General features: G+C 66.3%; 23 protein-coding genes. 17 read left to right on the top strand and 6 right to left on the bottom strand.

Annotated features, from left to right (window positions below; genetic code table 11):
• Positions 1–33 precede the first annotated feature (33 nt).
• The 3 genes from ACQR0W_RS20345 to ACQR0W_RS20335 all read left to right on the top strand — a co-directional run bounded on the left by ACQR0W_RS20345 (position 34) and on the right by ACQR0W_RS20335 (position 3,991).
• On the top strand, positions 34–2,343 hold the full coding sequence (locus ACQR0W_RS20345) for a xanthine dehydrogenase family protein molybdopterin-binding subunit (RefSeq protein ID WP_315753209.1): 2,310 nt from the start codon (positions 34–36) through the stop codon (positions 2,341–2,343).
• A 129-nt stretch (positions 2,344–2,472) separates the two neighbouring features.
• Positions 2,473–2,922, top strand: coding sequence for a c-type cytochrome (locus ACQR0W_RS20340; RefSeq protein WP_315753208.1), 450 nt, complete (start codon positions 2,473–2,475; stop codon positions 2,920–2,922).
• Positions 2,923–3,070: 148 nt separating this feature from the next.
• On the top strand, positions 3,071–3,991 hold the full coding sequence (locus ACQR0W_RS20335) for a cytochrome c (protein WP_315712767.1): 921 nt from the start codon (positions 3,071–3,073) through the stop codon (positions 3,989–3,991).
• Between the two features lie 27 nt (positions 3,992–4,018).
• Here ACQR0W_RS20335 and ACQR0W_RS20330 read toward each other — a convergent pair whose 3' ends face one another.
• Complete coding sequence (locus ACQR0W_RS20330; protein ID WP_315753207.1) at positions 4,019–5,179, bottom strand: ABC transporter substrate-binding protein; 1,161 nt, start codon at positions 5,177–5,179, stop codon at positions 4,019–4,021.
• A gap of 236 nt (positions 5,180–5,415) precedes the next feature.
• On the opposite strand from ACQR0W_RS20330, the gene ACQR0W_RS20325 reads away from it, so the two are divergent.
• Positions 5,416–7,938, top strand: a complete 2,523-nt coding sequence (locus ACQR0W_RS20325) for a bifunctional diguanylate cyclase/phosphodiesterase (RefSeq protein WP_315712764.1) — start codon at positions 5,416–5,418, stop codon at positions 7,936–7,938.
• Here the strand turns inward: ACQR0W_RS20325 and ACQR0W_RS20320 are convergent.
• Entirely contained in the window at positions 7,892–8,956 is a 1,065-nt protein-coding gene (locus ACQR0W_RS20320) for a helix-turn-helix domain-containing protein (protein ID WP_315753295.1), read from the bottom strand. The genes ACQR0W_RS20325 and ACQR0W_RS20320 overlap by 47 nt on opposite strands.
• Before the next feature lie 383 nt (positions 8,957–9,339).
• Positions 9,340–9,585 (bottom strand): Lrp/AsnC ligand binding domain-containing protein, encoded by a 246-nt coding sequence (locus tag ACQR0W_RS20315; protein WP_315712762.1) that lies wholly within the window; start codon positions 9,583–9,585, stop codon positions 9,340–9,342.
• Positions 9,586–9,707: 122 nt separating this feature from the next.
• Here ACQR0W_RS20315 and thiD point away from each other — a divergent pair, with 122 nt between their 5' ends.
• On the top strand, positions 9,708–10,508 hold the full coding sequence (gene thiD, locus ACQR0W_RS20310) for a bifunctional hydroxymethylpyrimidine kinase/phosphomethylpyrimidine kinase (protein ID WP_315712760.1): 801 nt from the start codon (positions 9,708–9,710) through the stop codon (positions 10,506–10,508).
• Positions 10,509–10,622: 114 nt separating this feature from the next.
• On the top strand, positions 10,623–11,078 hold the full coding sequence (locus tag ACQR0W_RS20305; RefSeq protein ID WP_409977945.1) for a nuclear transport factor 2 family protein: 456 nt from the start codon (positions 10,623–10,625) through the stop codon (positions 11,076–11,078).
• 33 nt (positions 11,079–11,111) lie between these two features.
• On the opposite strand, the gene ACQR0W_RS20300 is transcribed toward ACQR0W_RS20305, so the two are convergent.
• Positions 11,112–12,161, bottom strand: a complete 1,050-nt coding sequence (locus tag ACQR0W_RS20300) for an AraC family transcriptional regulator (RefSeq protein WP_315712759.1) — start codon at positions 12,159–12,161, stop codon at positions 11,112–11,114.
• 140 nt (positions 12,162–12,301) lie between these two features.
• Here ACQR0W_RS20300 and ACQR0W_RS20295 point away from each other — a divergent pair, with 140 nt between their 5' ends.
• The 11 genes from ACQR0W_RS20295 (at position 12,302) to ACQR0W_RS20245 (ending at position 23,165) form a co-directional block, all read left to right on the top strand.
• The gene (locus ACQR0W_RS20295) at positions 12,302–13,126 is read left to right on the top strand and encodes an alpha/beta fold hydrolase (RefSeq protein WP_316169679.1); all 825 of its coding nucleotides are present in this window, start codon (positions 12,302–12,304) and stop codon (positions 13,124–13,126) included.
• A 15-nt stretch (positions 13,127–13,141) separates the two neighbouring features.
• Entirely contained in the window at positions 13,142–13,654 is a 513-nt protein-coding gene (locus ACQR0W_RS20290; RefSeq protein ID WP_315753202.1) for a hypothetical protein, read from the top strand.
• 27 nt (positions 13,655–13,681) lie between these two features.
• Positions 13,682–14,326: a hydrolase gene (locus ACQR0W_RS20285; protein ID WP_315828191.1), complete on the top strand. Its 645-nt coding sequence runs from the start codon at positions 13,682–13,684 to the stop codon at positions 14,324–14,326.
• A 14-nt stretch (positions 14,327–14,340) separates the two neighbouring features.
• The gene (locus tag ACQR0W_RS20280) at positions 14,341–14,628 is read left to right on the top strand and encodes a XapX domain-containing protein (RefSeq protein ID WP_315712754.1); all 288 of its coding nucleotides are present in this window, start codon (positions 14,341–14,343) and stop codon (positions 14,626–14,628) included.
• On the top strand, positions 14,625–16,502 hold the full coding sequence (locus tag ACQR0W_RS20275) for an amidohydrolase (protein ID WP_316169678.1): 1,878 nt from the start codon (positions 14,625–14,627) through the stop codon (positions 16,500–16,502). Before ACQR0W_RS20280 ends, ACQR0W_RS20275 begins: the two co-directional genes overlap by 4 nt.
• Position 16,503: 1 nt before the next feature.
• Positions 16,504–16,929 carry a DoxX family protein gene (locus ACQR0W_RS20270; protein ID WP_316169677.1) on the top strand — a complete coding sequence of 142 codons (426 nt, stop codon included), beginning with the start codon at positions 16,504–16,506 and terminating at the stop codon, positions 16,927–16,929.
• 26 nt (positions 16,930–16,955) lie between these two features.
• Positions 16,956–17,846: a glyoxalase gene (locus tag ACQR0W_RS20265; protein ID WP_316167162.1), complete on the top strand. Its 891-nt coding sequence runs from the start codon at positions 16,956–16,958 to the stop codon at positions 17,844–17,846.
• Between the two features lie 30 nt (positions 17,847–17,876).
• Positions 17,877–19,280 carry an alginate export family protein gene (locus ACQR0W_RS20260; protein ID WP_316169676.1) on the top strand — a complete coding sequence of 468 codons (1,404 nt, stop codon included), beginning with the start codon at positions 17,877–17,879 and terminating at the stop codon, positions 19,278–19,280.
• 19 nt (positions 19,281–19,299) lie between these two features.
• A complete protein-coding gene (locus tag ACQR0W_RS20255; RefSeq protein ID WP_316169675.1) occupies positions 19,300–19,992 on the top strand; it encodes a YoaK family protein in 693 nt (230 codons plus the stop codon).
• Positions 19,993–20,303: 311 nt separating this feature from the next.
• Positions 20,304–21,569, top strand: a complete 1,266-nt coding sequence (locus ACQR0W_RS20250; RefSeq protein WP_316186970.1) for an HlyD family secretion protein — start codon at positions 20,304–20,306, stop codon at positions 21,567–21,569.
• A 12-nt stretch (positions 21,570–21,581) separates the two neighbouring features.
• Positions 21,582–23,165 carry a DHA2 family efflux MFS transporter permease subunit gene (locus ACQR0W_RS20245; protein WP_316186969.1) on the top strand — a complete coding sequence of 528 codons (1,584 nt, stop codon included), beginning with the start codon at positions 21,582–21,584 and terminating at the stop codon, positions 23,163–23,165.
• Positions 23,166–23,287: 122 nt separating this feature from the next.
• Here the strand turns inward: ACQR0W_RS20245 and ACQR0W_RS20240 are convergent, their stop codons facing one another.
• On the bottom strand, positions 23,288–24,139 hold the full coding sequence (locus tag ACQR0W_RS20240) for a fumarylacetoacetate hydrolase family protein (protein WP_315753194.1): 852 nt from the start codon (positions 24,137–24,139) through the stop codon (positions 23,288–23,290).
• Between the two features lie 9 nt (positions 24,140–24,148).
• On the bottom strand, positions 24,149–25,471 hold the full coding sequence (locus ACQR0W_RS20235; protein WP_316167151.1) for an MFS transporter: 1,323 nt from the start codon (positions 25,469–25,471) through the stop codon (positions 24,149–24,151).

Genomic DNA, 25,471 nt, shown 5'->3' with positions numbered 1-25,471 from the left:
ATTTGCGACAATGCAAGCGGGAAGTGAAACCAGATGGCAGCTCCTATCAAGTTCGGCGTCGGACAAAGCGTTCTCCGGAAAGAGGACGACGCGCTGATTCGCGGCAAGGGCCGCTATACCGATGATCTGGCGCCGGCTGCCGCCTTGCATGCGCTGGTGCTGCGCTCGCCGCATGCCCATGCCAAGTTCACCATCGATGTCACCCAGGCGCGGCTCTTGCCGGGCGTGGCGCTGATCCTGACCGCCGCCGACACCGCGGAGCTCGGTGGGCTGCCCTGCCTGTTCAATCTCGAGACCGATCCCTTCACCGCGCCGCCTTATCCGATCCTCGCCAAGAACGAGGTGCGCCACGTCGGTGACGCCATCGCCTTCGTCGTCGCCGATACGCTGGATCACGCGCGCGACGCGCTGGAGGCGATCAAGGTCGAGTGGACGACCTTGCCGGCCGTGACCGGCGTCGTGAACGCGATCAAGCCGGATGCGCCGCAGGTGTGGGCCGAACACAAGGGCAATGTGCTGTTCGACGTTTCGATCGGTGACAAGTCCGCGACCGAGGCGGCCTTCGCGAAAGCGCATGCGGTGGCCGAGATCCGCATCGTCAATCCGCGCGTGGTGGCGAGCTTCATGGAGACGCGCGCCGCGGTCTGCGAATACGACACCAAGCGCGATCATCTGACCCTGACGGCGGGCAGCCAGGGCAGCCACCGGCTGCGCGACATCCTCTGCCAGAACGTGCTGAAGATCCCGACCGAGAAGATGCGGGTGATCTGCCCCGACGTCGGCGGCGGCTTCGGCACAAAATTGTTTCCCTACCGGGAGTATGCGCTGCTCGCGGTCGCCGCGCAGCGGCTGCGCAAGTCGGTGCGCTGGGCCGCCGACCGCTCCGAGCATTTCATGGGCGACGCGCAGGGCCGCGACAACTTCACCACGGCGAAGATGGCGCTGGCCGAGGACGGCAAGTTCCTCGCCATGGACGTCGACCTGATGGGCGACATGGGCGCCTATCTCTCGACCTTCGCGCCGTACATCCCGCATGGCGGCGCCGGCATGCTGCCGGGCCTCTACGACATCCAGGCGTTCCACTGCCGGGTGCGCACGATCTTCACCCACACCGTTCCGGTCGACGCCTATCGCGGCGCGGGCCGCCCCGAGGCAGCGTACGTCATCGAGCGCCTGGTCGATGCCTGCGCGCGCAAGCTCGACATGAGCGTCGATGCGATCAGGCGCAAGAACTTCATTCCGCCGCGCGCGCTGCCCTACAAGACCGCGACCGGCAAGGTCTATGATTCCGGCGACTTCAATGCGCATCTCAAGCGCGCGATGGAGATCGCGCAGTGGAAGGAGTTTCCGAAGCGCGCCAAGGCCGCCAAGAAGCACGGGCTGATCCGCGGCATCGGGCTCGCGAGCTACGTCGAGGTCTGCGGCGTGATGGGCGAGGAGACCGCCAATGTGCGGCTCGACCCCAATGGCGACGTCACCATCCTGATCGGCACGCAGTCGAGCGGGCAGGGCCATCAGACCGCCTATGCCCAGATCGTCGCCGAGCAGTTCGGCCTGCCGCCGGAGCGGGTCCACATCCACCAGGGCGACACCCAGGAGATCGCGACCGGCCTCGGCACCGGCGGCTCGGCCTCGATTCCCTCCGGCGGCGTCAGCGTGCAGCGCGCCACCCATGAGCTCGGCGACAAGCTCAAGCAGATCGCCGCCGAAGCGCTCGAGGCCGGCCTCGGCGATCTCGAGATCGCCGACGGCGTGATCCGCGTCGCCGGCACCGACCGCGCGATCTCGTTCGCCGATCTCGCCAAGCGTCCGGGCACAGATCCCGCCAAGCTCAACGGCAGCGCCACCTTCGCCAGCGCCGATGGCACCTATCCGAACGGCACGCATGTGGCCGAGGTCGAGATCGATCCGGCGACCGGCATCATCAAGATCGTCAACTACGTCATCGTCGACGATTTCGGCGTGACGCTGAATCCGCTGCTGCTGGCCGGCCAGGTGCATGGCGGTGCGGTGCAGGGCATCGGTCAGGCGCTGATGGAGCAGGTGGTCTACAGCAACTCCGACGCTCAGCTCGTCACCGGCAGCTTCATGGACTACGCGCTGCCGCGCGCCGCCGACGCGCCGTCCTTCACCTTCGAGACCCACAACGTGCCCTGCAAGACCAATCCGATGGGCGTCAAGGGCGCCGGCGAAGCGGGCGCGATTGGCTCCTGTCCGGCCGTCGTCAATGCGATCGTCGAAGCCCTCTGGCGCGAGTACAAGATCGATCACATCGACATGCCGGCGACCCCGGAGCGCGTCTGGATCGCGATCCGGGAGCAGCATCGCCGTCATAGTCTCTGAGTACTCTCCCTCCGGATCTCCTCCGATATCCGCCTCAATTCCGGAATAACCCGCCGGCTGAGGGGTTGACCAACCAAGCGACCCGTCCAGGTGGGCTGGACGGGATTGTGACAACAAAGGAGCGAATTGATGAAGCGGACTGTCGTGGCTGTCGCAGCTTTGCTGCTAGGGGCCGGCGCCGTGATGGCACAGCAGGATCTGGTCAAGCATAGCCAGGACACGATGAAGGCCAACGCCAAGAACCTCGGCGGTGTCCTGATCGCGATGGTCAAGGGCGAGAAGCCGTATGATCAGGCCGCCGTCAATGCCGCTCTGGCGCAGCTCGAGGAGACCGCCAAGAAGCTGCCGACGATGTATCCGGCGAGCCTGAAGGGCGCCAAGTTCGAAGGCGACTACGGTCCGTCGCCGAAGATCTGGGAAGACCAGGCCGGCTTCAAGGCCAAGATCGAGACCTTCGGCAAGGTCGTCACCGAGGCCAAGGCCAAGATCAAGGATCTCGACAGCCTGAAGGCGACCGCGCCGGGCATCGGCAAGGAATGTGGCGGTTGTCACGAGACCTTCCGTCTCAAGAACAGTTGATCTGACCAGCCATCAACGGGGGCGGACGCGACATGGCGTCCGCCCCCGTTTGTTTGCGCCGCGCGGGCGTCCTGACGTATCACGGCGCCGCCGAGCTCCGGTGATGATCGCCGGGCCGACGATATCCTCCTGCTGTGACGGAGCCACCATGCTACGCCGCCTCCTGCTTGCTCTCTGCGTGCTCGGCGCCGCCGGCCTGGCGGTGTTCTGGTGGCTGACCCAACCGTCGACGATCACGCTCGCAGCGGCGACGCGCGCGCCGGATCTCGCCAACGGGCAGGAAATGTTCAACATCGGTGGCTGCGCGTCCTGTCACGCGGTGCCGAACCAGCCGGATCGACTGAAGCTCGGCGGCGGTCTGCCGCTGAGCTCGCCGTTCGGCACCTTCTATGCGCCCAACATCTCGCCCGACCCCACTGACGGTATCGGGCGCTGGAGCGAGGCCGAGTTCGTCAATGCGGTGGTGAGGGGCGTGTCGCCGGACGGCAGCCACTACTACCCGGCGTTTCCCTATCCCTCCTACGCGGCGGCGAAGATCGACGACGTCCGCGATCTCTTCGCCTACATGAAGACGCTGCCGCCGGTCGCCGGCGCCTCGCGCGCGCACGACATGCCATTCCCGTTCAACATCCGTCGCACCGTTGGGGTCTGGAAGCTACTGTTCTTCGACGACAGGCCGTTTGCCGCCAACGCCGCGCGCCCGGCGGAGTGGAATCGCGGCGCCTATCTGGTCAATACGCTCGGCCATTGCGCCGAGTGCCACAGCCCGCGCAACGCGCTCGGCGGCATCGTTTCGGCGCAGCGTCTGGCGGGTGGGCCGGATCCCGAAGGTCAGGGCTTCGTGCCGAACATCACCCAGAAGGGCCTGGCGGACTGGAGCGAGAGCGACATCAGCTATTTCCTCGAGACCGGACAGCTGCCCGACGGCGACAGCGCCGGCGGCTCGATGGCGCGGGTGATCCGCAACACCTCGCAGCTCACGCCCGAGGATCGCAAGGCGATGGCGGTCTATCTGAAATCGCTGCCGCCGGTTGAAGGCCCGCCGAAGCCGAAGAAGCCGGCAAGCTGATCAGTTCGGCGAGCGCGCGGACGCAGGTCAGATCGGCTTGAAGCTGCCGTCGCTCTGGATCACCGTCAGCGATACCGGCGGTGGATTCTCCTTGCGCGCGTTGCCGAAGCTGACCACCAGTCCGCCGATGTCGAACTGGCCGACCTCGTTGATGATGCGGAGCAGCTCGGCGCGGGTCGGGTTCGGCCCGGTCATCGCCAGGGCGCGGGCCACCAGGCGGCCGGTGATGTAGCCCTCGAGCCCGATGAAATCCGGCGTCTGGCTCGGATCGAGCGTCTTCATCGCGGCCTGGTAGTCGGCGACGACGCGGAGGTCGGTGTCCCACGGAAACGGGACCACCTCGGAGACGATGACGCCGCGTCCCTCCGGACCGAGCTCCTTTGCAAGGGCATTGCCACCGACAAAGGACACCGCCGAGAACGTCGGGTTGAAGCCGCTGCGATGCGCCATCTTGATGAACTCGGCGCACGGGCCGTAGGTGCCGACCAGGATCACCGCTTCCGGCTCCGCGCGCCGGATGACCTTGAGCGCCGCGCCGACCGCGCGCGTGTTGCGCTCGAACGTGCCTTCGGCCGCGAGCTCGAGGCCGCGGCGATCGAGATGCGTCTTCACGCCGGCCAGCACGTCGCGGCCGAACGAGTCATCCTGATAGAAGATGGCGATGCGGGTGAGGTGAAGCTCTTCGGTGAGATGCTTGATGGTGGCTTCGGCCTCGGCCGCGTAGCTTGCGCGGATGTTCACGACGTTCTGGAATTCGGGCGCCCGCAGGAATTCGGCGCCCGAGATCGGCCCGATGAAGGGGACGTCGTTCGACGCCGCGATCGGCGCGGTGGCCATCGCGGTCGGGGTGCCGACGGCGCCGATCAGCGCGAACACCTTGTCCTCGTAGATCAGCTTGATGGTCTCGACCACCGAGCGATCGGGGTCGTAGCCGTCATTGCGGCTCGCCAGCTTCAGCCTGCGGCCGTAGACGCCGCCCTTGGCGTTGAGCTCGTTGAAGGCCGCCAGCAATCCCTGGCGCGCCGCCTGGCCCAGCGCGGCCGACGGGCCCTCCAGCGCCGCCACCTGGCCGAACATGATGGAGTCGTTGGTGACGCCGAGCTCGTCGGCGCGCGCAGACCCGGGCGGGAGCACGCCGGCGATCAGGGCGAGAACGATGGAGATCCGAAGGCTTGAAAACCAGTTCATTGCGATCTTCGATGCACGAGTACGCTTGATGACAACTCAGTCTAGGCGTGTTGAATGAAGACCTCGCTAAAGACGTGGCCCGCGCTTGATCGCGTTTTGGGCGGCCCTCAACAGTCAGCCGTTAACCAAGCCCGGTTTCTGGTACGCCACGACGGATCATCTTTGACCGTCCTTAACTTACCGCGGCCAGCATCGGCCGCATCGTGGTGAGGGGCAGCCGTTTGGCGGGGGCCATATTGCAGGTTGAAGAGTACAGCGCACCGACGCTGCAGGAAAAGGATGATGCTCGCAGCGGTAGCGGGCGCGAGAGGCTGCGCGCGTCGCTATCGCGATACCGGCTTTATCGCCCTGCGATCATCGCGGCATGCGTCGGCGTCGTGCTGTCGGTCGTCGGGACGGTTGCCGTGGGACGCTGGGAAAACCGGCTGGCGCGGACAGATTTCGAAGGCGTGGCCGAAGCTCAGGCGATCCTGGTCCAGAACGGTGTCAACGAATATGTCAGCCGGCTGACCGCGCTGCGCACCCGCTTCGAATCCGCCAACGACGACATCACCCGCAGCGAGTACCAGACCTTCAGCGCGCGCCTGTTCGAGGCGCATCGCGGCATGCTGCGCTTGGCGTGGCTGCCGCGGATCAAGCGCAAGGAGCGCGGCGAATACGAGGCGGCGGCGATCACCGATGGCGTTCCCGCCTTTCGCATCAAGTCCTATCCCGACGGCACGGTCGCGCCGGAGAGCGACGAATATTATCCGGTCTACTTCTCCACCGAGGCGAAGACCTCGCCGGTCTACGGTCTCGATTATTGGAGCATTCCCGACCATCGCGCCGTGCTGGAGCAGTCGCGCGACTACGACGTGATCGGCGCATTGCGCACGCGTCAGAACCTGATCAATCAGAACGAGCGCAACAACGCCGTGATGATCGGCATCCCCGTCTACGCCAAGGGGACGTCGCGCACGACGGTCGCCGACCGCCGCCGCAATCTCAGCGGCTTCATCATCGGCGTGTTCGACCTGCCGACGCTGTTGCAGTCGGTGCGCGCGAACAATCCCAACAGCCCGGCGCTCGCGATCAACCTTCTGCCGCCCGAGCGCGTGATCAACGCCTCCGGCGTGGACCCGCAGCGCTGGCCCGCGGACCCCAGCATCTGGTCGACGACCTTGCGCATCGGCGATGCCGACTGGGTGTTCCAGGCGGCGCCCGCCGGTGGCAGCCTGATGGCGAGCCACAACCGCGCGCTGGCGCTGTATGCGGCCGGCATGGCGACGACGATCTTCCTCGCCGTGTATCTCGCGCTGTCGAGCCGCAACGCCCTGCAGCTCGCGCTCGCCAATCGCCGCGTGCTCGAGCTGGCGCAGACCGACGCGCTGACGGGCCTTGCGAACCGCGCCTTCTTCCTCGAGGAAATGGAGCGCATCAACGACGAGAAGAGCGGCCGCTTCACCGTCTTCCTGCTCGACCTCGACCGCTTCAAGAACGTCAACGACTCGCTCGGCCATGGCGCCGGCGACGAACTGCTGGTGCAGGTCGCTCAGCGGCTGAGATCGCAGCTGCGCGACGAGGACGTGCTGGCCCGGCTCGGCGGCGACGAGTTCGCCCTGATCCAGGCCGGATCCGCCGACCAGCGCGCCGCCGCGATCGAGCTTGCGCAGCGCATCACCAAGCTGATCGCCGAGCCGTTCCAGCTCGGCGGGCAACGGGTCGAGATCGGCACCAGCATCGGCATCTCGCTCGCGCCCCAGCACGGCCGCGACCAGGAGCACCTGCTCAAGAAGGCCGACCTCGCGCTCTATCGCTCGAAATCCGCCGGCCGCAGCTGCTACACGCTCTATGACGATGCGATGTCGGCCGAGCTCGAGGCGCGCAACACGCTCGAGGGTGATCTGCGCGACGCCATCGCGCAGTGCCAGTTCGAGGTGCACTATCAGCCGTTCTACGACGCCGAGACACGCGAGCGCCGCGGCGTCGAGGCGCTGGTGCGCTGGCGTCATCCGGTCAAGGGGCTGGTGCCGCCGGACAAGTTCATCCCGCTTGCGGAGTCGACCGGCCTGATCGTGCCGCTCGGCGAATGGATCATCGGGCGCGCCTGCGACGACGCCACCGCATGGCCGGACGACGTCAAGATCGCCGTCAATCTGTCGCCCGTCCAGTTCAAGCAGGCCGAACTGTTCGACGTCATCCAGTCGGCGCTCGCGAGGTCCGGCCTCGATCCGAAGCGTCTCGAGATCGAGATCACGGAGTCGGTGCTGCTGGAGCGCGCGGCCGAGAACGAGAGCTTCATCGACCGGCTGAAGGGCCTCGGCATCTCGCTGGCGCTCGACGATTTCGGCACCGGCTATTCGTCGCTGCGTTCGCTGACGGCGTTCCCGTTCAACAAGATCAAGATCGACAAGTCCTTCGTCGCCAATCTGAGCGTGCGCGACGAAAGTGCCGCCGTCATCTCCTCGGTCGTGACGCTGGCGCGGGGGCTTGGCATCCAGATCACCGCCGAAGGCGTCGAGACCGAAGAGCAGCTGGTGCAACTTCGCGCGCTCGGCGTCAACTTTGCGCAGGGCTATCTGCTGGGCCGGCCGATGCCGGTCGAGCAGCTCGAGCAGCATCTGGAGATCGCGCGCGCTGCGTCCGATGCCGACGAGCCGCAGCCGGCCGAAGACGCATCTGAGGACGACGCATCCGAGGACGACGACCCGCACTCGGCGGCCGTCGTCGCGCTCATTCCCCGGTCCGGGGCGCTGCTATCCCTCGCATCCAACGGCTGAGCGGCGAGGCGGTTTCGGCGTCCGCGTCGACCGGCAGGCGTGGCGAGCCCAGCATGGCGGCCTCGCGCGCGGCGCTCGGCGTGATGCCGTAGGCGGCCTTGAACAGCCGCGTGAAATGCGCATCGGTCCCGAGCTGCCAGCGCCGCGCGACCTCGCTGATGCGCTGCGTCCGCGATCCCGTCCCGGCGAGATCGAAGAATGCGCGGTGCAGGCGGCGGCTGCGGATGTAGTCGGCGATGCCGCCGATCGGCGCGAACAGGCGATAGAGCGACGCGCGAGACATCCCGAAATGCAGCGCCACCGCGTCGGCGCTGAGTTCAGGGCTCGACAGCCGCGCTTCGATATATTGGCGGACGCGGAGCAGCGAGGCGTCCGGCGTCACGCTGCGGTCGGCATCGCGGCGTTCGAGCTCGCCGCGCAGGCACGCCGAGATCAGCGCGATCGTGCCCTCGACCGCGGCCTGGCACTCGTCGAAACTCATGCGCGGTGCACAGTCGAGCAGCGCGCCGAAATGCCGCGCCAACAGCGGCGCCAGCGCGCCGCTGCGCGGCAGCACCAGGCCGTGCAGGTCGTCGACCTGCAGCAGGCGCGCATCGAACATCGGACGCGGCACCACCAACGTGACGTTCTCGAACGGTGTCGCGCGCGTTTCGAGTGTCTGGGCGAGATCGAGCACGCAGAGGTCGCCGGCCTCGACCCGGATCGGCGAGGCGCCCGCGACGCCCTCATAGCTGCCGTTCACGTAGAGCTGCAGGATGATGTGATCCACGCCGCTGCGGGCGACGGTTTCGGCCGATCGCCGGAACCGCTGGCCGCTCGCACGGGCCGATCCCAGCAGCACGGAGCCCAGCGCATAGGACAGCACGTCCGCTCTGAACGGAGCGGCCTCGCCGGCCGCGAGCTGGTCGACCTCGAAGAACGTCGACGTGGCCTCGCGCCACGCCGCAATGTTCGCCTCGGTGTCCATCTGCTCGGCGCAAAAGCCGTAGCTCGGCAGCAGGGACGAAACGGCTTTGATCTCACTCTTCACGCGGCGCCGCAGTCATTCTTGAGTTTTCGTCTCAACTTCTTGATCGACCGTATCGGATCGGCCGCCCGCCTTGACCCGGTGCTCCGCGTACCCGCTATAGAACGCCTGTCGCCAAGTTGCCGAAGGGAAAGCCGGGCCGTTCGACGGTCCCCCCATTGCCCCTCACGATCGAAAGGTCCGGCTTTCCGGCCCACTGGTGCGAATTGGCGGACAACGGTCTCCGGCCGCCACCGTCTTTCATGACGAAACCATGCTTGACTCATTTTCAGGACCTCGGCGCCCGTCGGTCACGACGGGCGCCTTTGTCGTGAGGCAGGTGTTGAGGCAGGCGCCCGACGGGCAGGCCGCGCCGGGTGAGAAAGCGCGCCTCGTCAGGTGGCGCCGAAGGCCTTGAACGTGATGATGGTGTGGGTGTCCTGAATGCCGGGCAGGATCTGGACCTTCTCATTCACGAAGTGGCCGATGTCGGTGGCATTGTCGACGTAGAACTTCACCAGCAGGTCGTAATTTCCCGCCGTCGAGTAGATCTCGGAGGCGATCTCGGCTTCCGCCAGCGCATTGGCGACCGTGTAGGACTGGCCAAGCTTGCACTTGATCTGGACGAAGAAGGGAACCATTGCGGGCTGTCTCCGGAAGGCATCTTTCGCCTCAATATAGCGTTTTCCGACGAAGTCGATACGCTTTCTCCGGTGGGCCGGCCTGCTTGCCGGGCGCGGCCGGCCCGCGCTAGGAAGGGGGCATGAGCACCCCCGTCGCACTTACCATCGCCGGTTCGGATTCCTCCGGGGGAGCCGGTATCCAGGCCGACCTCAAGACCTTCGCGGCGCTCGGCGTCTATGGCGCCTCGGTGCTGACGGCGCTGACCGCCCAGAACACCAGGGGCGTGACCGGGGTGCATCTGGTGCCGCCCGATTTCGTCGCCGCGCAGATCGATGCGGTGTTCGATGACCTCGCGGTCGGCGCGGTCAAGATCGGCATGGTGGCGCAGGCGCCGATTGCCGACGCCATTGCGGCAAGCCTCGCGCGCTGGCGGCCGCGGCACGTGGTGCTCGATCCGGTGATGGTCGCAACCTCGGGCGCCCGGCTGTTGCCGGAGGATGCGATCGACGCGCTGCGCCGCGGGCTGATCCCGCGGGCGTCGCTGATCACGCCGAACCTGCCCGAGGCGGCCGCGCTGCTCGACGAGCCGGTCGCGACCTCGGACGAGGCGATCGCCGCGCAAGGCCGCCGGCTGCTCGCGCTCGGCTGTCCGGCCGTGCTGATCAAGGGCGGCCACGGGCAGGGCGCCGACAGCACCGATTACCTGATCACATCAGCAACCAGCATCCCATTGCCGTCGCCGCGCATCGACACGACGAACACCCACGGCACGGGGTGTTCGCTGTCGTCGGCCGTGGCCGCAGGGCTGGCGAAGGGGGAGAGCCTCGAGGCGGCCGTACGCAACGCCAAGGCCTTCATCTCCGGCGCGATCGCGGCTGCCGATCGCTTCACGGTCGGACGCGGCCACGGCCCGGTGCATCATCTCCACCGCTATTATTGAGGTCACTCATCTTTGAGGTCACTTCCCGTGGGAAGTCCGCTTAGCTGGCGACAGCCGAAATAGCTGGGGTGGGCAACGGCTGCATCATGTCTGCGCCCCGGGGGAGATGACGGAATGATGACGCGTTTCGCCGCGGTGGCCGCGGTGCTGTTCGCCACGGTCGCAACACCGGTGCTGGCTCAGCGGGCCTATTCGGCCCAGGAGGAGCGCAACAAGGCGATCGTGCTCGACTTCTATGAGCAGGGCCTCAATCGCAAGGATTTCGAGGCGGCGTCGAAATATCTCGGCACCTACATCCAGCACAATCCGAATGCCGAGGACGGCCCGGAGGGATTTCGCAAGTTCATCGAATTTCTGAAGGCCAAATTTCCACAGTCGCACAGCAGGATCACGCAGGTGCATGTCGACGGCGACTTCGTCGTGCTGCGCGTTCACGCCGTCCGCGAGCCCGGCACGCGCGGCAACGCCATCGTCGACATCTTCCGTCTCAAGGACGGCAAGATCGAGGAGCATTGGGATTCGGTTCAGCCCGTTCCCGAGCAGTCGGCCAATCCCAACGGGATGTTCTGAAGAACGCGTCTGAAGCCGTCTCCCGCCGGCGGATCATGGTCCGCGCGCGACAGCGACTTCCCGCCGCACGCCCTCCATCAGCCGCGAGCGGTATTCGCCCGGTGATTCGCCGAACCAGCGATTGGATGCGCGGAAGAAGGTGCTCTGGTCGGCATAGCCGAGCAGATAGCCGATGTCGGTGAGCGTCATGCGGAAATCGGCGAGATGGCGCTGGGCGAGCTCGCGCCTGACATCGTCGACGAGATCGCTGAAGGAGAGGCCTTCGTCCGCCAGCCGGCGCTGGAAGGTTCGGTCGCTCAAGCCCAGCTCGGCTGCGATGGCCGAGCGCAGCGGGCTGCCGTCGGGCAGCAGCCTGACGATCGCGGCGCGGGCGCGATACGCAGTGTCGGCCTTGACCAGACGCTCCAGCGCCTCGTCGGCGATCCGATCGTGGATTGCCGAAAGCTCGGGCGCCGAGGTCGTCAGCTTGCAGGCGAGATCCTGATCCGACACCAGGAAGCCGTTGAATGGCGCGTCGAATTCGAGTGGGGATTGGAACGCCCTGTTGTAGCACGCGATCGATAGCGGCACCGCATGCGAGAAACGCGTGGCGAGCGGCGTCAGCGGACGATCCAGCATCCACCGGCATAGATTGAGCAGATTGACGACGCCGTAGTCATAGCGCTGCCGCGGAATCGGGCATTCACCGCCGAACACGTCGGTCCGCACCCAACGGCCGCCATTGCCCTGCTCGAGCGTGATGGTCACCGCGTCGCTCACCAGGCACATGTAGCGGATCAGTCGCGTCAGCCCGGCGAGGAGCGTGGGGCTCGACATCATGGCATAGCCGGCGACGCCATAGTTGTCAGGTCGCGGCGCATCGAGCTTTGCCAGCCCGATGTCCGGATTGCCCGAACGCTCGGCCGCCAGCACCCACAACCGGCTCAGCGCCTCGGTCGGCCAGCGGCGATCGCAATCGTCGAGATCGTCGATCGACAGGCCTACGTCGGCGAACAGCGCAGCCGCATCCAGACCTTGCTCGTTCAGCGTCGTCGCGACGCCGCGCATCCAGGACGACGATGTGGTTCGAATCTGCTGAGCCATCCCTTGGCCTTCTGGGGCCAGTGCTTTGGCCTCCTCGGGTCATTGTGCAGATGCACATGAGATTGCATAGCACCGGGTATTGGCGATCGCGACACGAAATTCGTTGGTGCGACCGCATGGCTGGCGCGCAGGAGAAAATCATGCCCGTTCTGAAAACCAATGACGGCACAGAGCTTTACTACAAGGATTGGGGCTCCGGCCAGCCGATCGTGTTCAGCCATGGCTGGCCGCTGTCAGCGGATGATTGGGATGCGCAGATGCTGTTTTTCCTCAATCACGGCTTTCGCGTCATCGCCCATGATCGCCGCGGCCATGGTCGTTCGGCCCAGGTCGCCGACGGTCACGACATGGACCACTATGCCGACGATCTCGCGGCCTTGACCGCGCATCTCGATCTCAAGCGCGCGATCCATGTCGGCCATTCCACGGGCGGCGGCGAGGTGGTGCATTACCTCGCGCGCCATGGCGAGAGCCGCGCGGCCAAGGCTGCCATCATCGCCGCGGTGCCGCCGCTGATGCTGCAGACCGCGGCCAATCCGGGCGGGCTGCCGAAGTCGGTGTTCGACGACTTTCAGACCCAGGTCGCCACGCGCCGCGCGGAATTCTATCGCGACGTCGCCGCTGGGCCGTTCTACGGCTACAACAAGCCCGGCGCCAAGCCGTCCGAGGCCGTGATCCAGAACTGGTGGCGGCAGGGCATGATGGGCAGCGCCAAGGCGCACTACGACGGCGTCGTCGCCTTCTCGCAGACCGATTTCACCGAGGATCTCAAGAAGATCACCTTGCCGGTGCTGGTCATGCACAGCGAGGACGACCAGATCGTGCCTTACGCGGATTCCGCGCCGCTGTCGGCCAGGCTGCTGAAGAACGGCGTGCTGAAGACCTACAAGGGCTTTCCGCACGGCATGCCGACCACGGAGGCGGAGACCATCAACGCCGACCTGCTGACCTTCATCAAGGGCTGATCAGAGGAGGCTTGCATGACCTGGGGAATTCCGACGGCCCTGTTTCTTCAGATCCACGTGGTGCTGAGCCTGATCGGAATCGCGACCGGGCTCGTCATGCTCGCCGGCATGCTGGCAGGCCGCCATCTGGCGGCCTGGGCGGCGCTGTTCCTGGTCACGACCTTCCTCACCGGCGTGACCGGCTTTCCGCTGCCGCCGTTCGGTCTCGACCCGCCGCGCATCATCGGCATCATCCTGCTCGCGCTGTTGATTGCGGCCAGCGCCGCACTCTATGCGTTCGCGCTGTCGGGATGGTGGCGACGGGTCTACGTCGTCACCGCGCTGCTCTCGCTCTATCTCAACGTCTTCGTCGCGATCGTGCAGTCGTTCCAGAAGATCGGCGTGCTCAATGTCCTGGCGCCGACGCAGAGCGAGCCGCCGTTCGCCGCAGCTCAGCTCGTCACGCTCGCTCTGTTCATTGCTTTCGGTGTCTTCTCGTGGCGGCGTTTCGCGCCAACCACGCTGGCGCCGCGAGCTTCTCTCACCTGATCGATTCGACCCTTCAAGGAGAACCTCGTGTCCAAGCTCGAAATGCTGACCCCGCAGAACTGCGCCGTGGCGCTGATCGACTATCAGCCCGCGATGTATCAGGGCGTGCAGTCTCATGACCGCCTCGGCGTGTTCAACAACATCCAGATCGTCGCCAAGGCGGCCAAGCTGTTCAAGATTCCGACCGTGCTCACCACGGTCGCCAAGGACTCGTTCTCCGGTCCCTTCATGCCGGAGGTGACCGAGATGTTTCCAGAGCACGACATCGTCGACCGCACGGCGATGAACTCCTGGCTCGATGCCGGCTTCCGCAAGCAGGTCGCTGCCACCGGTCGCAAGAAGTTCATCATCGCGGGACTCTGGACCGAGGCCTGTGTGCTGTTCCCGACGCTCGACATGCTGCGCGAAGGCTATGAGATCTACATCCCGGCCGATGCCTGCGGCGACCTGTCGCTCGAGGCGCACAACAGGGCGATGGACCGCGCGGTGCAGGCCGGCGCGGTGCCGATCACCTCGTGCCAGTTCGCCTTCGAGCTGCAGCAGGACTGGGCGCGTGCCGAGACCTATGACGGCATGATGGAGATCCTGAAGGCGCATTCGCCCTACGGCATCCAGATCCGCTTCTCCAAATGGGCGCTTGGAGAGCACGCCTCGGAGGGCGGGGCCAAGTAGTCCCGGGACGAACGATGAAGATCTATCTGTTTTCGCTCGGGGCAGGGCTGCTGGTCGGCGTGATCTACAGCCTGCTTCAGGTCCGCTCGCCGGCGCCGCCATTGGTGGCGCTGGTCGGCCTGCTCGGCATCCTCGTCGGAGAGCAGGTGATCCCCGTGGGCAAGCAGCTCCTGAACGGGACCACGCTTGCTGCCGCGTGGCAGAAGGCGGCCTGCGCCACGCACATCTTCGGCCTGCTGCCTGGCCACCACGGCCGGGCAGAGACGACCAATTCTACTGTGCAGAATGAGAAGGCCTCATGAGCGATTACCCCGATCTCATCCTCCATCACGGCCTGTTCACGACGCTCGATCGGTCCAATCCCACGGCGAGCGCGGTGGCGATCAAGGACGGCGCCTTCACCGCGGTCGGCCACGAGCAGGACGTGATGAAGCTCGCCGGTCCCCGAACGAAGATCATCGATCTCAAGGGCCGTCGCGTGCTGCCGGGGCTGATCGACAATCACCTGCACATCATCCGCGGCGGGCTCAACTTCAACATGGAGCTGCGCTGGGACGGCGTGCGCTCGCTCGCGGACGCGATGGCGATGCTCAAGGCCCAGGTCGCCATCACACCGCCGCCGCAATGGGTGCGCGTGGTCGGCGGCTTCACCGAGCATCAGTTCACCGAAAAGCGCCTGCCGACGATTGACGAGCTCAACGCCGTCGCGCCCGACACGCCCGTGTTCCTGCTGCATCTGTACGACCGCGCCATCCTGAACGGCGCCGCGCTGCGTGCCGTCGGCTACGACAAGGATACGCCGCAGCCGCCAGGCGGCGAGATCGCGCGTGACGCACAGGGCAATCCGACCGGCCTGCTGCTCGCCCAGCCGAACGCCGCGATCCTCTACGCGACGCTGGCCAAGGGTCCAAAGCTGCCGTTCGACTATCAGCTCAACTCGACGCGGCACTTCATGCGCGAGCTGAACCGGCTCGGCGTCACCGGTGCGATCGATGCCGGCGGCGGCTTCCAGAACTATCCGGACGACTACGCCGTGATCCAGAAGCTGGCCGATGACGGCGAGCTCACGATCCGACTCGCCTACAATCTGTTTACCCAGAAGCCAAAGGGCGAGAGAGACGACTTCCTGCGCTGGACGCAGAGCTCGACCTACAAGCAGGGCAACGACTATTTCCGCCACAACGGCGCCGGCGAGATGCTGGTGTTCTCTGCCGCCGATTTCGAGGATTTTCGCGTACCGCGGCCGGACATGCCGGCCGAGATGGAAGGCGAGCTCGAGGAGGTCGTGCGCATCCTGGTCCAGAACAAGTGGCCGTGGCGGCTGCACGCGACCTATGACGAGACCATCTCGCGCGCGCTCGACGTGTTCGAGAAAGTCAACCAGGATACGCCGCTCGAGGGTCTGCACTGGTTCTTCGACCATGCCGAAACGATCTCGGACCAATCGATCGACCGCATCGCGGCGCTCGGCGGCGGCATCGCCGTGCAGCACCGCATGGCCTATCAGGGCGAGTACTTCGTCGAGCGCTACGGCTTCGGCGCGGCCGAGGCGACGCCGCCGGTGAAGAAGATCCTCGACAAGGGCGTCAAGGTCTCCGCCGGCACCGACGCGACCCGCGTCGCTTCCTATAACCCCTGGGTGTCGCTGTCGTGGCTGGTGACCGGCCGCACCGTCGGTGGCCTGCGGCTGTATCCGCAGCGCAACTGCCTCGATCGCGAGACCGCGCTCAGGATGTGGACCGAGAACGTCACCTGGTTCTCCAACGAAGAAGGCAGGAAGGGCCGCATTGCGGTCGGGCAGTTCGCCGATTTGATCGTGCCGGATCGCGACTTCTTCTCCTGTGCGGAGGCCGAGATCGCCGATATCACCAGCGACCTCACCATGGTGGGTGGCCGCATCGTCTACGCCGCCGCCGCGTTCAAGCCGCTGGACGACGCGGCTCCGCCGCCGGCCATGCCGGAGTGGTCGCCGGTGCGCCGCTTCGGCGGCTACGGCGCCTGGCTGGAGAAGGACGATCACGGCGGCATCCGCGCCCAGGCGATGCAGATGTGCGGCTGCGCCAGCGCATGCGGCGTGCACGGCCATGACCACGCGCGGGCATGGTCCTCCAGCCTGCCGGTCTCCGATCTCAAGAGCTTCTGGGGTGCGCTCGGCTGCGCCTGCTGGGCGGTCTGAGATGGCGGGGATGTCCGACACGCCACGGCCGATCGCCGCGGTGCTCGACTGGCGCTGGCTGTGGCACGCGGCGCGGGTCGCGCTGGTTTCAGCCTATCTGATCGGCGGCATCCAGAAGTTCATGGACTTCCCAAGCGCGATTGCCGAGCAGGCGCATTTCGGCCTGCAGCCAGCGGCGCTGTGGGCGGCGGCCGCGATCGCCGTCGAGCTGATCGGCTCGGTGCTCGTCATCGCGAACCGGTTCGTCTGGCTCGGCGCCGGCGCGCTCGGCGTGCTCACGCTCGTTGCGATGCTCGCCGCCAATGATTTCTGGCACATGTCCGGTCATGACCGGTTCATGGCGCTGAACGCCTTCTTCGAGCATCTCGGCCTGATCGCCGGCCTCGTGCTCGTCTCGATCATCTCCTGGCGCACGCACCGCGCTTGATCCACATCTGCTCATTCGAGGTCGTCATGGTCCGTTCCTGTCATCTGCTCGGCGCCGTCATCGCCACCACGCTGCTCGCCGCGCCCGCGTTCGCCAAGGACGCGGCGCCGCTGATCGGCGTGGGCGCGCAATACGACACCACGCATGTCTATGTCGCGCCGGACGACGTCGAGAAGTTCGCCACCAGCTTCCTCGCCACCTTCGGCGGCCAGAGCACCAAGCAGGTGGTTGCGACGGTGACGCCTGCTCCGAGCAGCACGACCTCGCAGCTGTTGCAGACGCCAGTCGGCACGGTCTCGCTGTTCGGCTTCAAGACCGGAATTCCGTATCCGTTCGGGGCCGAACGCACCGGCTATCTGGTCACCGATCTGGACGCGGCGATCGAGGCGGCCAAGGCCGCCGGCGCCGACGTGCTGGTCGCGCCATTCCCCGATCCGATCGGACGTGATGCCGTGATCCAATGGCCGGGCGGCGTCAACATGCAGCTGTACTGGCACACGACCAAGCCGTCCTATCCGGCGTTCGACACCGTTCCGGAGAATCGCGTCTATGTGTCAGCCGACCGCGCCGAGACCTTCACGCGCGCCTTCCTGCGCTTCTCCAAGGGCAAGGTCATCTCCGATGACACCAGGGCGCCGGGCGTCGAGATCGGCCGTCCGAATGATCACTATCGGCGCATCCGCATCGCGTCGGTGTTCGGCGGCATGACCGTGCTCGTCACCGACGGCCATCTGCCGTATCCGTTCGGACGCGAGACGACCGGCTACGAGGTGACTGATCTCAAGGCAACCCTGGACAAGGCAAAAGCAGCGGGCGCCACTGTGCTGGTCGAGCCGTTCAACTCGGACAGGCGCGAGCAGGCGGTGGTGCAGTTTCCCGGCGGCTATGTCGCGGAGATTCATGCGCCATTGAAGTAGGATGCTGCGGCGATTCCTGAGAGGTCATGGATGGCGTGGCTCCTGAGAAAGACCCTGGTCGCGAGTACGCTGCTCAGCGCGCTGTGTGCAGCCACGCCAGCTTTCGCCGAGGACAACGCCTCGCGTCCGGCGATCCGCACCAACCGCTGGCAGGAGGACTGGTCGGTGCTGGCCGATCCGGCGCTGCGCACGGCGCCATCAGATCCGATCAAGTACATCCCGCTGCAGCAGGACCATCCGCAGAGCTACGTCTCGTTCGGCATGAACCTGCGCGAGCGGTTCGAGAGCCTGGATGCCGCGAGCTTCGGCATCGGTGGAACGCGACCCGATCAGCATGTCCTGCAACGGCTGCAGATCCATGCCGACGCACATCTCAACGAGAACTGGCAGTTGTTCGTCCAGCTGGAGGACGACCGTGCCTTCGGCAAGGCCAAGATCACGTCCGTCGACCAGGACCCGCTCGACCTCCGGCTCGCCTTCCTCGCCTATGTCAATACGACGGACAGCGGCACGTTCAAGGCCCGGGTCGGGCGGCAGGATTTCGACTTCGACCTGCAGCGCTTCGTGTCGTCGCGCGACGGACCGAACGTGCGCCAGTCCTTCGATGCGCTGTGGGCCGACTGGGAAAGCGGCCCATGGCGCTTCATCGGCTTCGTCAGCCAGCCGGTGCAATATAATCTGGTGCGTCCGTTCGACGACACGTCGAACGGATCGTTCCTGTTCCACACCTTCCGCGTCGAGCGCCAGGTGCTCGGCACCAACGAGTTGTCGTCGTATTATTCCTACTATCAGCGCGACAATGCGCGTTTCCTCGACGCAGCCGGCCTCGAGCAGCGCCACGTGCTGGACATCCGCTTCGCCGGCAAGCTCGCGGGCTTCGACTGGGATCTCGAGGCGATGGGGCAGGCGGGCTCGGTCGGGGCGAAGCAGATCCGCGCCTGGGGCGCCGGCGCCCGCGCCGGCTACACCTTCGCCGACCTCGCCTGGCAGCCGCGCATCGGCCTTCAGCTCGACGGCGCCTCCGGCGACCGCCATCCCGGCGACAACAGGGTCGAGACGTTCAATCCGCTGTTCCCGAACGGCTATTACTTCACGCTGGCCGGCTTCACCGGCTACACCAACCTGATCCATCTCAAGCCGTCGCTGACGGTGAAGCCGACCGCCGCGCTGTCATTCATGGCCGCGATCGGCCTGCAATGGCGCGTGACCGATGCGGACGCGATCTACGTCCAGCCCAATGTCGCGGTCGCCGGCACCGCGGGGCAGGGCAGCTCGTGGTCCGGCGTCTATGCGCAGTTGCGCGCCGACTATCGCTTCAACGCCAACCTCACCGGAGCGTTGGAAGCCGTGCACTATGAGATCGGCGAGACGCTGCGCCGCGCCGGCGGCCATGACTCCGACTACATCGGCATCGAATTGAAATACGCGCTCTGAGCAACGAAAGTAGGACGACATGTCGCAATTCGAGTCCCGCAACGTGGTGCCGCTGCTGCTCAGCGTCAATGCCGGCTATGTCGACACCGCCGGCTTCCTGGCGCTGCAGGGCCTGTTCACGGCGCATGTCACCGGCAACTTCGTGACGTTTGGCGCGGCGCTGGCGCTCGGGACCTCGGGCGCGACCGCCAAGCTGCTGGCGCTGCCGGTGTTCTGCGTGGTCGTGATCGCGACGCGGCTGACCGGCACCTTGCTGTCCCGGCGGTGGTCACGCGCTTTCGAGATCCTGATCGGCGTCAAGCTGGTGCTGCTCGTCCTCGGCGCCGTGCTCGCCATCCATTTCGGCCCGTTCCATGACGGCGACAGCCGCGAGGCGATCATCACCGGCATGGTGCTGGTCGCGGCGATGGCGATCCAGAATGCCGTGCACCGGATCCATCTGCCGAGTTCGCCGCCTTCGACCCTGATGACCGGCACCACGACGCAGGTGATGATCGATCTCGCCGACAGGATCTATGTCGGCGACAAGGGCCAGGCGTCGCCGCCGGCGCGGCTCATGCAGATGGCCATCAACGTGCTCGCCTTTGCGCTCGGCTGCGGCGCCGCCGCGCTGCTGTTCGTGCGGCTGGGCAGCTGGTGCTTCGTCGTGCCGCCGGTCATTGCCGCGCTGGCTCTCGCCGTGCGTCTCGCCGGGCCGGAGCCGGCGCGCTGAGAACGCCGTCAGGGGCCGGTGCCGCGCGCCGGCCGGACGTGCGGTGCCGGCGCCGCCGGCGGCAGCCGTGTGCGCGTGTTGTATTTGCCCGAGTTCATCGAGCCATCGCGATGACGTGAGACTGCAACCGCGGCGGCGGAACGCAGTTGACGTTGCTGACGGCGGACCGCGGTGAAGGCGCAGCGGAACGCGCGCCGGCGGCCTTCAATGACGAAAAGTTTAGCCGTCCGCATCGCGGCTCGCCATTGCGTCCACCTGCCTCACCCCCAATTCTAGAAACGAAACGGTTCCGTTCTATTCAAGGAGACGTGATGACACAGCAAGCTCTGTCATCGGCCGAGGTCCCATCGGCGGCCAACGACGATCCGGCGGTCTCGGCCCGCGATCGGGCCGTGCAGCAATGGCGCGGGCGGGCCTCCGGCGAGCCTCGGCAGCAGGTCGAGGCCAAGATGCCGGCGGCGGAGCCCGGCCCGTCGCCGACGGAGCACGGGGAGCGCCAGGAGGGGTCCCGGAGGAGCCTGATCCGGCGGCATCCGCTCGGGGCAGCGCTGGGTCTCGTGCTGCTGCTCGCCGTCGGCGCCGGCGGCTACGTCTACTACGATGCGGCCGGTCACTATGAGACCACCGACGACGCCTTCATCGCGGCCCGCCAGTTCTCCATTGCGCCGAAAGTCTCCGGCTACATCACCGCCGTCCCGGTCACCGACAACCAGCACGTCAAGGCCGGCGACGTGATCGCGCGCATCGACGATCGCGACTACAAGACCGCGCTGGCGCAGGCCGATGCGCAGGTGAAGTCGGCGCAGGCGGCGATCCGCAACATCGATGCGCAGATCGACGTGCAGCAGGCGCAGATCACCGCGGGCCAGGCCCAGGTCGAGCAGGCCCAGGCCGGGCTGACCTTCGCAGAGCAGCAGGCCAAGCGCTATCAGGACCTCGCCCGCACCGGCTCCGGCACGGTGCAGAGCGAGCAGCAATACACATCGCAGCTCCAGCAGCAGAAGGCGGCGCTGACCTCGGCGCAGGCCAACCTCTCGGTCGCGCAACGCCAGTTGGAGTCGCTGAAGGCGCAGCACGAGAGCGCCGACGCCAATCTCGCTCAGGCGCAGGCCCAGCGCGACCAGGCCCAGCTCAATCTGTCGTACACGACCGTGACCGCGGCGCAGTCCGGCCGCATTGTCAATCTCAGCGCCGCTGATGGTCAGTTCGCGGCACAAGGGACGGCGCTTTCGATGTTCGTGCCCGATGACGTCTGGGTGACCGCCAATTTCAAGGAAACCCAGCTCGACGAGATGCGGCCCGGCCAGCCCGTGACCCTCGAGATCGATGCCTATCCGGAGCGCGAGATCCGCGGCCATGTCGCCAGCGTGCAGTCCGGCTCGGGCCCGGCATTCTCGCTGCTGCCGCCGCAGAATGCGACCGGCAACTACGTCAAGATCGTGCAGCGCGTGCCGGTCAAGATCGACATGGACGATCCGCCGACGGACGTCGCGCTCGGCCCGGGCATGTCGGTGGTGCCGACCGTTCGCGTCGATCCCAAGCCGTCGCTCTATGAGCGGCTGAAGGCCGTGCTGTGAGAGAGGTCCGCCATGAGTGAGGCTGCTCCGCTCGCCGCGTCGCGATCCGCAGGCAGTCCGTGGATCATCGCGGTGCTGGTGGCGCTCGCGACCTTCATGGAGGTGCTGGACACCACCATCGCCAACGTCGCGCTGCCCTATGTCGCCGGCGGCATGGGCGTCAGCCAGGACGAATCCTCCTGGGTGGTGACGACCTATCTCGTGTCCAACGCGATCATCCTGACCGCCTCGAGCTATCTCGCCAAGCGCTTCGGCCGCAAGACCTTCTTCCTGCTGTGCCTCGGCCTGTTCACCTTGAGCTCGGTGCTGTGCGGCTTCGCCTGGAATCTGCAGGTGTTGTTGTTGTTCCGGATCATGCAGGGCCTCGGCGGCGGCGGCATGGTGCCGGTGGCGCAATCGATCCTCGCCGACTCCTTCCCGCCGGAAAAGCGCGGCCAGGCGTTCGCGCTGTTCGGCGTCGCCGTCGTGGTCGCGCCCGTCGTCGGTCCGACGCTCGGCGGCTATCTCTCCGACAACGTCTCCTGGCACTGGTGCTTCCTGATCAACGGCCCCGTCGGCGTCGCCGCGATGATCCTGATCGGGCTCATCCTCAAGGAGCCTGAAGAGGTCACGGCCGATCGGCGCAAGCAGGCGCATGGCTTTGACGTGGTCGGCTTCGTGCTGGTCGCGACATTTCTCGGCGCGCTCGAACTGATGCTGGACCGGGGCCTTGAGGACGACTGGTTCGACTCGCGATTCATCATGGTGACCGCCGCGGTCTGCGTCGCGGCCTTCATCGCGATGATCCCGTGGGAGATGAACCAGAAAAATCCGACGGTCGATGTCCGCATGCTGGCGTCGCGCCAGTTCGGCGCCAGCTTCCTGGTGATGCTGGCGACCGGCGCGATCCTGCTCGGCACCACGCAGATGCTGCCGCAGATGGTGCAGCAGGATTTCGGCTACACCGCCACCTGGGCCGGCCTCGTGCTGTCGCCGGGCGGCCTCGTCACGATGGCGATGATGTTCGTCGTCGGGCGCCTCTCGGGCAAGGTGCAGCCGAAATACATGATCATGACGGGCGCGGCCGTCGTGGCGTTCGCGATGTACGACCTCACCCGGGTCTACGCCAATGTGGATTTCTGGTTCTTCGCCGAATCCCGCATGCTGATCGGAATTGGCCTGCCGCTGATCTTCCTGTCGATCACGACCGCGTCCTACAACGGCATTCCGCCTGAGAAGACCGACCAGGCCTCGGCGCTGATCAACGCCGCGCGCAACACCGGCGGCTCGATCGGGGTGTCCTTGGCCGCCAACATCCTGGCGCATCGAGGGCAGTTCCACCAGAGCCGGCTGGTGGAGAATGCGATTCCATCCAATCCGGCCTATCAGGACACGCTGCACCAGGTGACCAACTACTTCACCGCGCATGGCAGCTCGCTGGTCCAGGCGCAGCAGCAGGCGCTCGCCTGGATCGGCCAGACCGTGCAGATGCAGTCCTCGCTGCTCGCTTATGTCGACGTCTACTGGGCGCTGATGCTGATCTCGCTGTCGGCGATTCCGCTGGCGCTGACGCTCCGCAAGGTCAGGCTCGGCGGCGGCGCGGCGATGGCGCATTGAGTAGGCTCTGTTGTTCGGCTGTCATTCCGGGGCGATGCGCAAGCATCGAACCCGGAATCTCGAGATTCCGGTTCAGCCCTGGCGGGCTGCCCCGGAATGACGGTCAAGAACATCAGGGGCGCTTACACCGCCTCGTCGGCGATGCCGTTCCGCAACAGCCCGATGCGGTCGATCTCGACCTCCACCACGTCGCCCGGCTTCATCCACAGCGGCGGTGTTCGGCGCGACCCCACGCCGCCCGGCGTCCCCGTGGCGATCACGTCGCCCGGCTCGAGCCGGGTGAACGACGAGCAGTATTCGATCTGGCGCGGGATATCGAAGATCATCTGGCTGATCGTGGCGTCCTGCACCACCTCGCCGTTCAGTCGGGTCTGCAGCCGCAGCGGACCGAGATCGTCGATCTCGTCCGGCGTGACCAGCCACGGGCCGAACGCGCCGGTCGCGGGAAAATTCTTCCCCGGCGTGAACTGGTGGGTGTGACGCTGGAAGTCGCGCACGCTGCCCTCGTTGTAACAGGCATAGCCGGCGATGTGCTGCCAAGCCTCGCTGCGCGGGATGTAGCGGCCGGGCTTGCCGATGACGATGGCGAGCTCGCCCTCGAAATCGAGATCGGTCGAGACGCGCGGGCGGATGATGTCGGTGAGATGCCCGGTCTGGCTGTTGGCGAAGCGGCCGAACACCGTGGGGTTCTCGACCTCGGAGCGGCCGGTCTCCTTGCGGTGCGTCTCGTAGTTCAGGCCGATGCAGAGGATCTTGTCCGGGTTCGGAATCACCGGCAGGAAGCTGATGGCCGAGAGCGGATACCGCCTTGCGCCCGAGGCCGCTGCAGCCGCTTCCTTCAGCGCGTCCGCTGCGATCGCCGATTTCAGATCCGGGAAGCGGTCGCGCAGGACAGCACCGAGATCGGCGATGTCAGTGCCCTCGACCAGTCCCCAGGTCGGCGCATTGTCGATGGTGAAGCTTGCAAATCTCATCCGATGTCCTCAGGTCGAAACCGCCGCTACGGCGGAGGGAGAAGCCGGTTCTTGCGCCGATTTCGCGAAGCGCGCGATGGTGCGCTCCGGGAAGATCAGCGCGAAGGCCGAGATGGCGCCAACGATCAGCACGCCGGCGGTGAAGGTCATGGCGTGGGCGTAACCAAGCGGCGCGTTGCCGCCGGCCTCGCCGACGATCCAGCCGGTGAGCGCATTCGACACCAGCGCGGATGCCGCGTTGCCGGAATAGATCACGACGATGAGCCGGCCGCGCTGGATCGCCGGCGCCACGGCGCCGAGCGCGACGGGGCCGAAGATCGTGGTGAGGCTCGGTGCGGCGAAGGCGATCGCGATACAGGCGAGCTGCAGCGGGCCCGAGGTGACGATGCTCAACAGCAGTGCGCAGCCGGCGGCGAGCAGCGCGAGACCGGAGGCGTGGCCGAGGCAGGCACGCAAGCTGAAGCCTTTGCGCTGCAGAACTTGCGTCAGCCAGGAGCCGCCGAGCAGCAGCGGCGACTGGAACAGATAGATCCCTGAGATGATCCAGCCGACATCGACCTGCTTGTAGCCGAGCCCGAGCTGCAGATAGGGCGGCAGCCAGGTCGCGGACATGCCGACGATCCAGTACGACGCGGTCGACATGATGATGACGCCGATCACGGTCGGATCGGCCCACAGCACGCGCGCCGGCAACGCCTTGTCCTTGGCCGCCGCAGCCTCCGGCGCATGGGCGGAGTAGGGTCCTTCGCCGCCGATGAAGAACCAGCCGAGCATCCAGGCCAGCCCGAGCAGGCCGCAGAACAGGAAGCCGGTGCGCCAGCCATAGCTCACGATGACATAGGTCAGGATCGGACCGCCGGCCAAGAGGCCGACGCTGATGCCCTGCAGCACCACGGCGCTCGGCACGCTGCGCCGGTCGGCGGGAAACCAGTTGTAGCAGGCGTGCAGCGCGGTCGGCAGCCCAGGCCCTTCGCCGGCGCCGAGGATGATGCGGCAGATCACCAGCACGGCGATCGAGCCGGAGAAGAAGATCGGGATCTGCGTCGCCGACCAGACGCCGGCCATGATCAGGAGCAGCCATTTCACCGGGAAGCGGCCGACGACGAACATGCCGACCGCCATGCCCGACAGCGAGAACAGCAGGAAGAAGCTGCTGCCGATCAGCCCGAACTCCTTCGGGCTCAAGCCCAGCTCCTTCATCATCGGCACGGCCGAGAGGCCGAATACCAGCTTGTCGAAGAAGTTCAGCGTCTGGAACAGGAACAGCATGATGAGGACGGCGATCGCGCGTCCTCCCACATTGGGTCTGGCGGTGTCCGATGTTGTCGTCAT

Origin of the sequence: Bradyrhizobium sp. HKCCYLRH1034 (assembly GCF_051168375.1) — a bacterium.
Lineage (GTDB): Bacteria > Pseudomonadota > Alphaproteobacteria > Rhizobiales > Xanthobacteraceae > Bradyrhizobium.
The sequence above is the reverse complement of the archived record's forward strand: the minus strand, read 5'-3'. Positions and strand labels throughout refer to the sequence as shown.

Coding starts and splice junctions, on each gene's coding strand:
- ACQR0W_RS20345 (WP_315753209.1), top strand. CDS start 34: ATGGCAGCTCCTATCAAGTTCGGCGTCGGACAAAGCGTTCTCCGGAAA.
- ACQR0W_RS20340 (WP_315753208.1), top strand. CDS start 2,473: ATGAAGCGGACTGTCGTGGCTGTCGCAGCTTTGCTGCTAGGGGCCGGC.
- ACQR0W_RS20335 (WP_315712767.1), top strand. CDS start 3,071: ATGCTACGCCGCCTCCTGCTTGCTCTCTGCGTGCTCGGCGCCGCCGGC.
- ACQR0W_RS20330 (WP_315753207.1), bottom strand. CDS start 5,179: ATGAACTGGTTTTCAAGCCTTCGGATCTCCATCGTTCTCGCCCTGATC.
- ACQR0W_RS20315 (WP_315712762.1), bottom strand. CDS start 9,585: ATGGTTCCCTTCTTCGTCCAGATCAAGTGCAAGCTTGGCCAGTCCTAC.
- thiD (WP_315712760.1), top strand. CDS start 9,708: ATGAGCACCCCCGTCGCACTTACCATCGCCGGTTCGGATTCCTCCGGG.
- ACQR0W_RS20305 (WP_409977945.1), top strand. CDS start 10,623: ATGATGACGCGTTTCGCCGCGGTGGCCGCGGTGCTGTTCGCCACGGTC.
- ACQR0W_RS20300 (WP_315712759.1), bottom strand. CDS start 12,161: ATGGCTCAGCAGATTCGAACCACATCGTCGTCCTGGATGCGCGGCGTC.
- ACQR0W_RS20295 (WP_316169679.1), top strand. CDS start 12,302: ATGCCCGTTCTGAAAACCAATGACGGCACAGAGCTTTACTACAAGGAT.
- ACQR0W_RS20290 (WP_315753202.1), top strand. CDS start 13,142: ATGACCTGGGGAATTCCGACGGCCCTGTTTCTTCAGATCCACGTGGTG.
- ACQR0W_RS20280 (WP_315712754.1), top strand. CDS start 14,341: ATGAAGATCTATCTGTTTTCGCTCGGGGCAGGGCTGCTGGTCGGCGTG.
- ACQR0W_RS20275 (WP_316169678.1), top strand. CDS start 14,625: ATGAGCGATTACCCCGATCTCATCCTCCATCACGGCCTGTTCACGACG.
- ACQR0W_RS20270 (WP_316169677.1), top strand. CDS start 16,504: ATGGCGGGGATGTCCGACACGCCACGGCCGATCGCCGCGGTGCTCGAC.
- ACQR0W_RS20265 (WP_316167162.1), top strand. CDS start 16,956: ATGGTCCGTTCCTGTCATCTGCTCGGCGCCGTCATCGCCACCACGCTG.
- ACQR0W_RS20260 (WP_316169676.1), top strand. CDS start 17,877: ATGGCGTGGCTCCTGAGAAAGACCCTGGTCGCGAGTACGCTGCTCAGC.
- ACQR0W_RS20255 (WP_316169675.1), top strand. CDS start 19,300: ATGTCGCAATTCGAGTCCCGCAACGTGGTGCCGCTGCTGCTCAGCGTC.
- ACQR0W_RS20250 (WP_316186970.1), top strand. CDS start 20,304: ATGACACAGCAAGCTCTGTCATCGGCCGAGGTCCCATCGGCGGCCAAC.
- ACQR0W_RS20245 (WP_316186969.1), top strand. CDS start 21,582: ATGAGTGAGGCTGCTCCGCTCGCCGCGTCGCGATCCGCAGGCAGTCCG.
- ACQR0W_RS20240 (WP_315753194.1), bottom strand. CDS start 24,139: ATGAGATTTGCAAGCTTCACCATCGACAATGCGCCGACCTGGGGACTG.
- ACQR0W_RS20235 (WP_316167151.1), bottom strand. CDS start 25,471: ATGACGACAACATCGGACACCGCCAGACCCAATGTGGGAGGACGCGCG.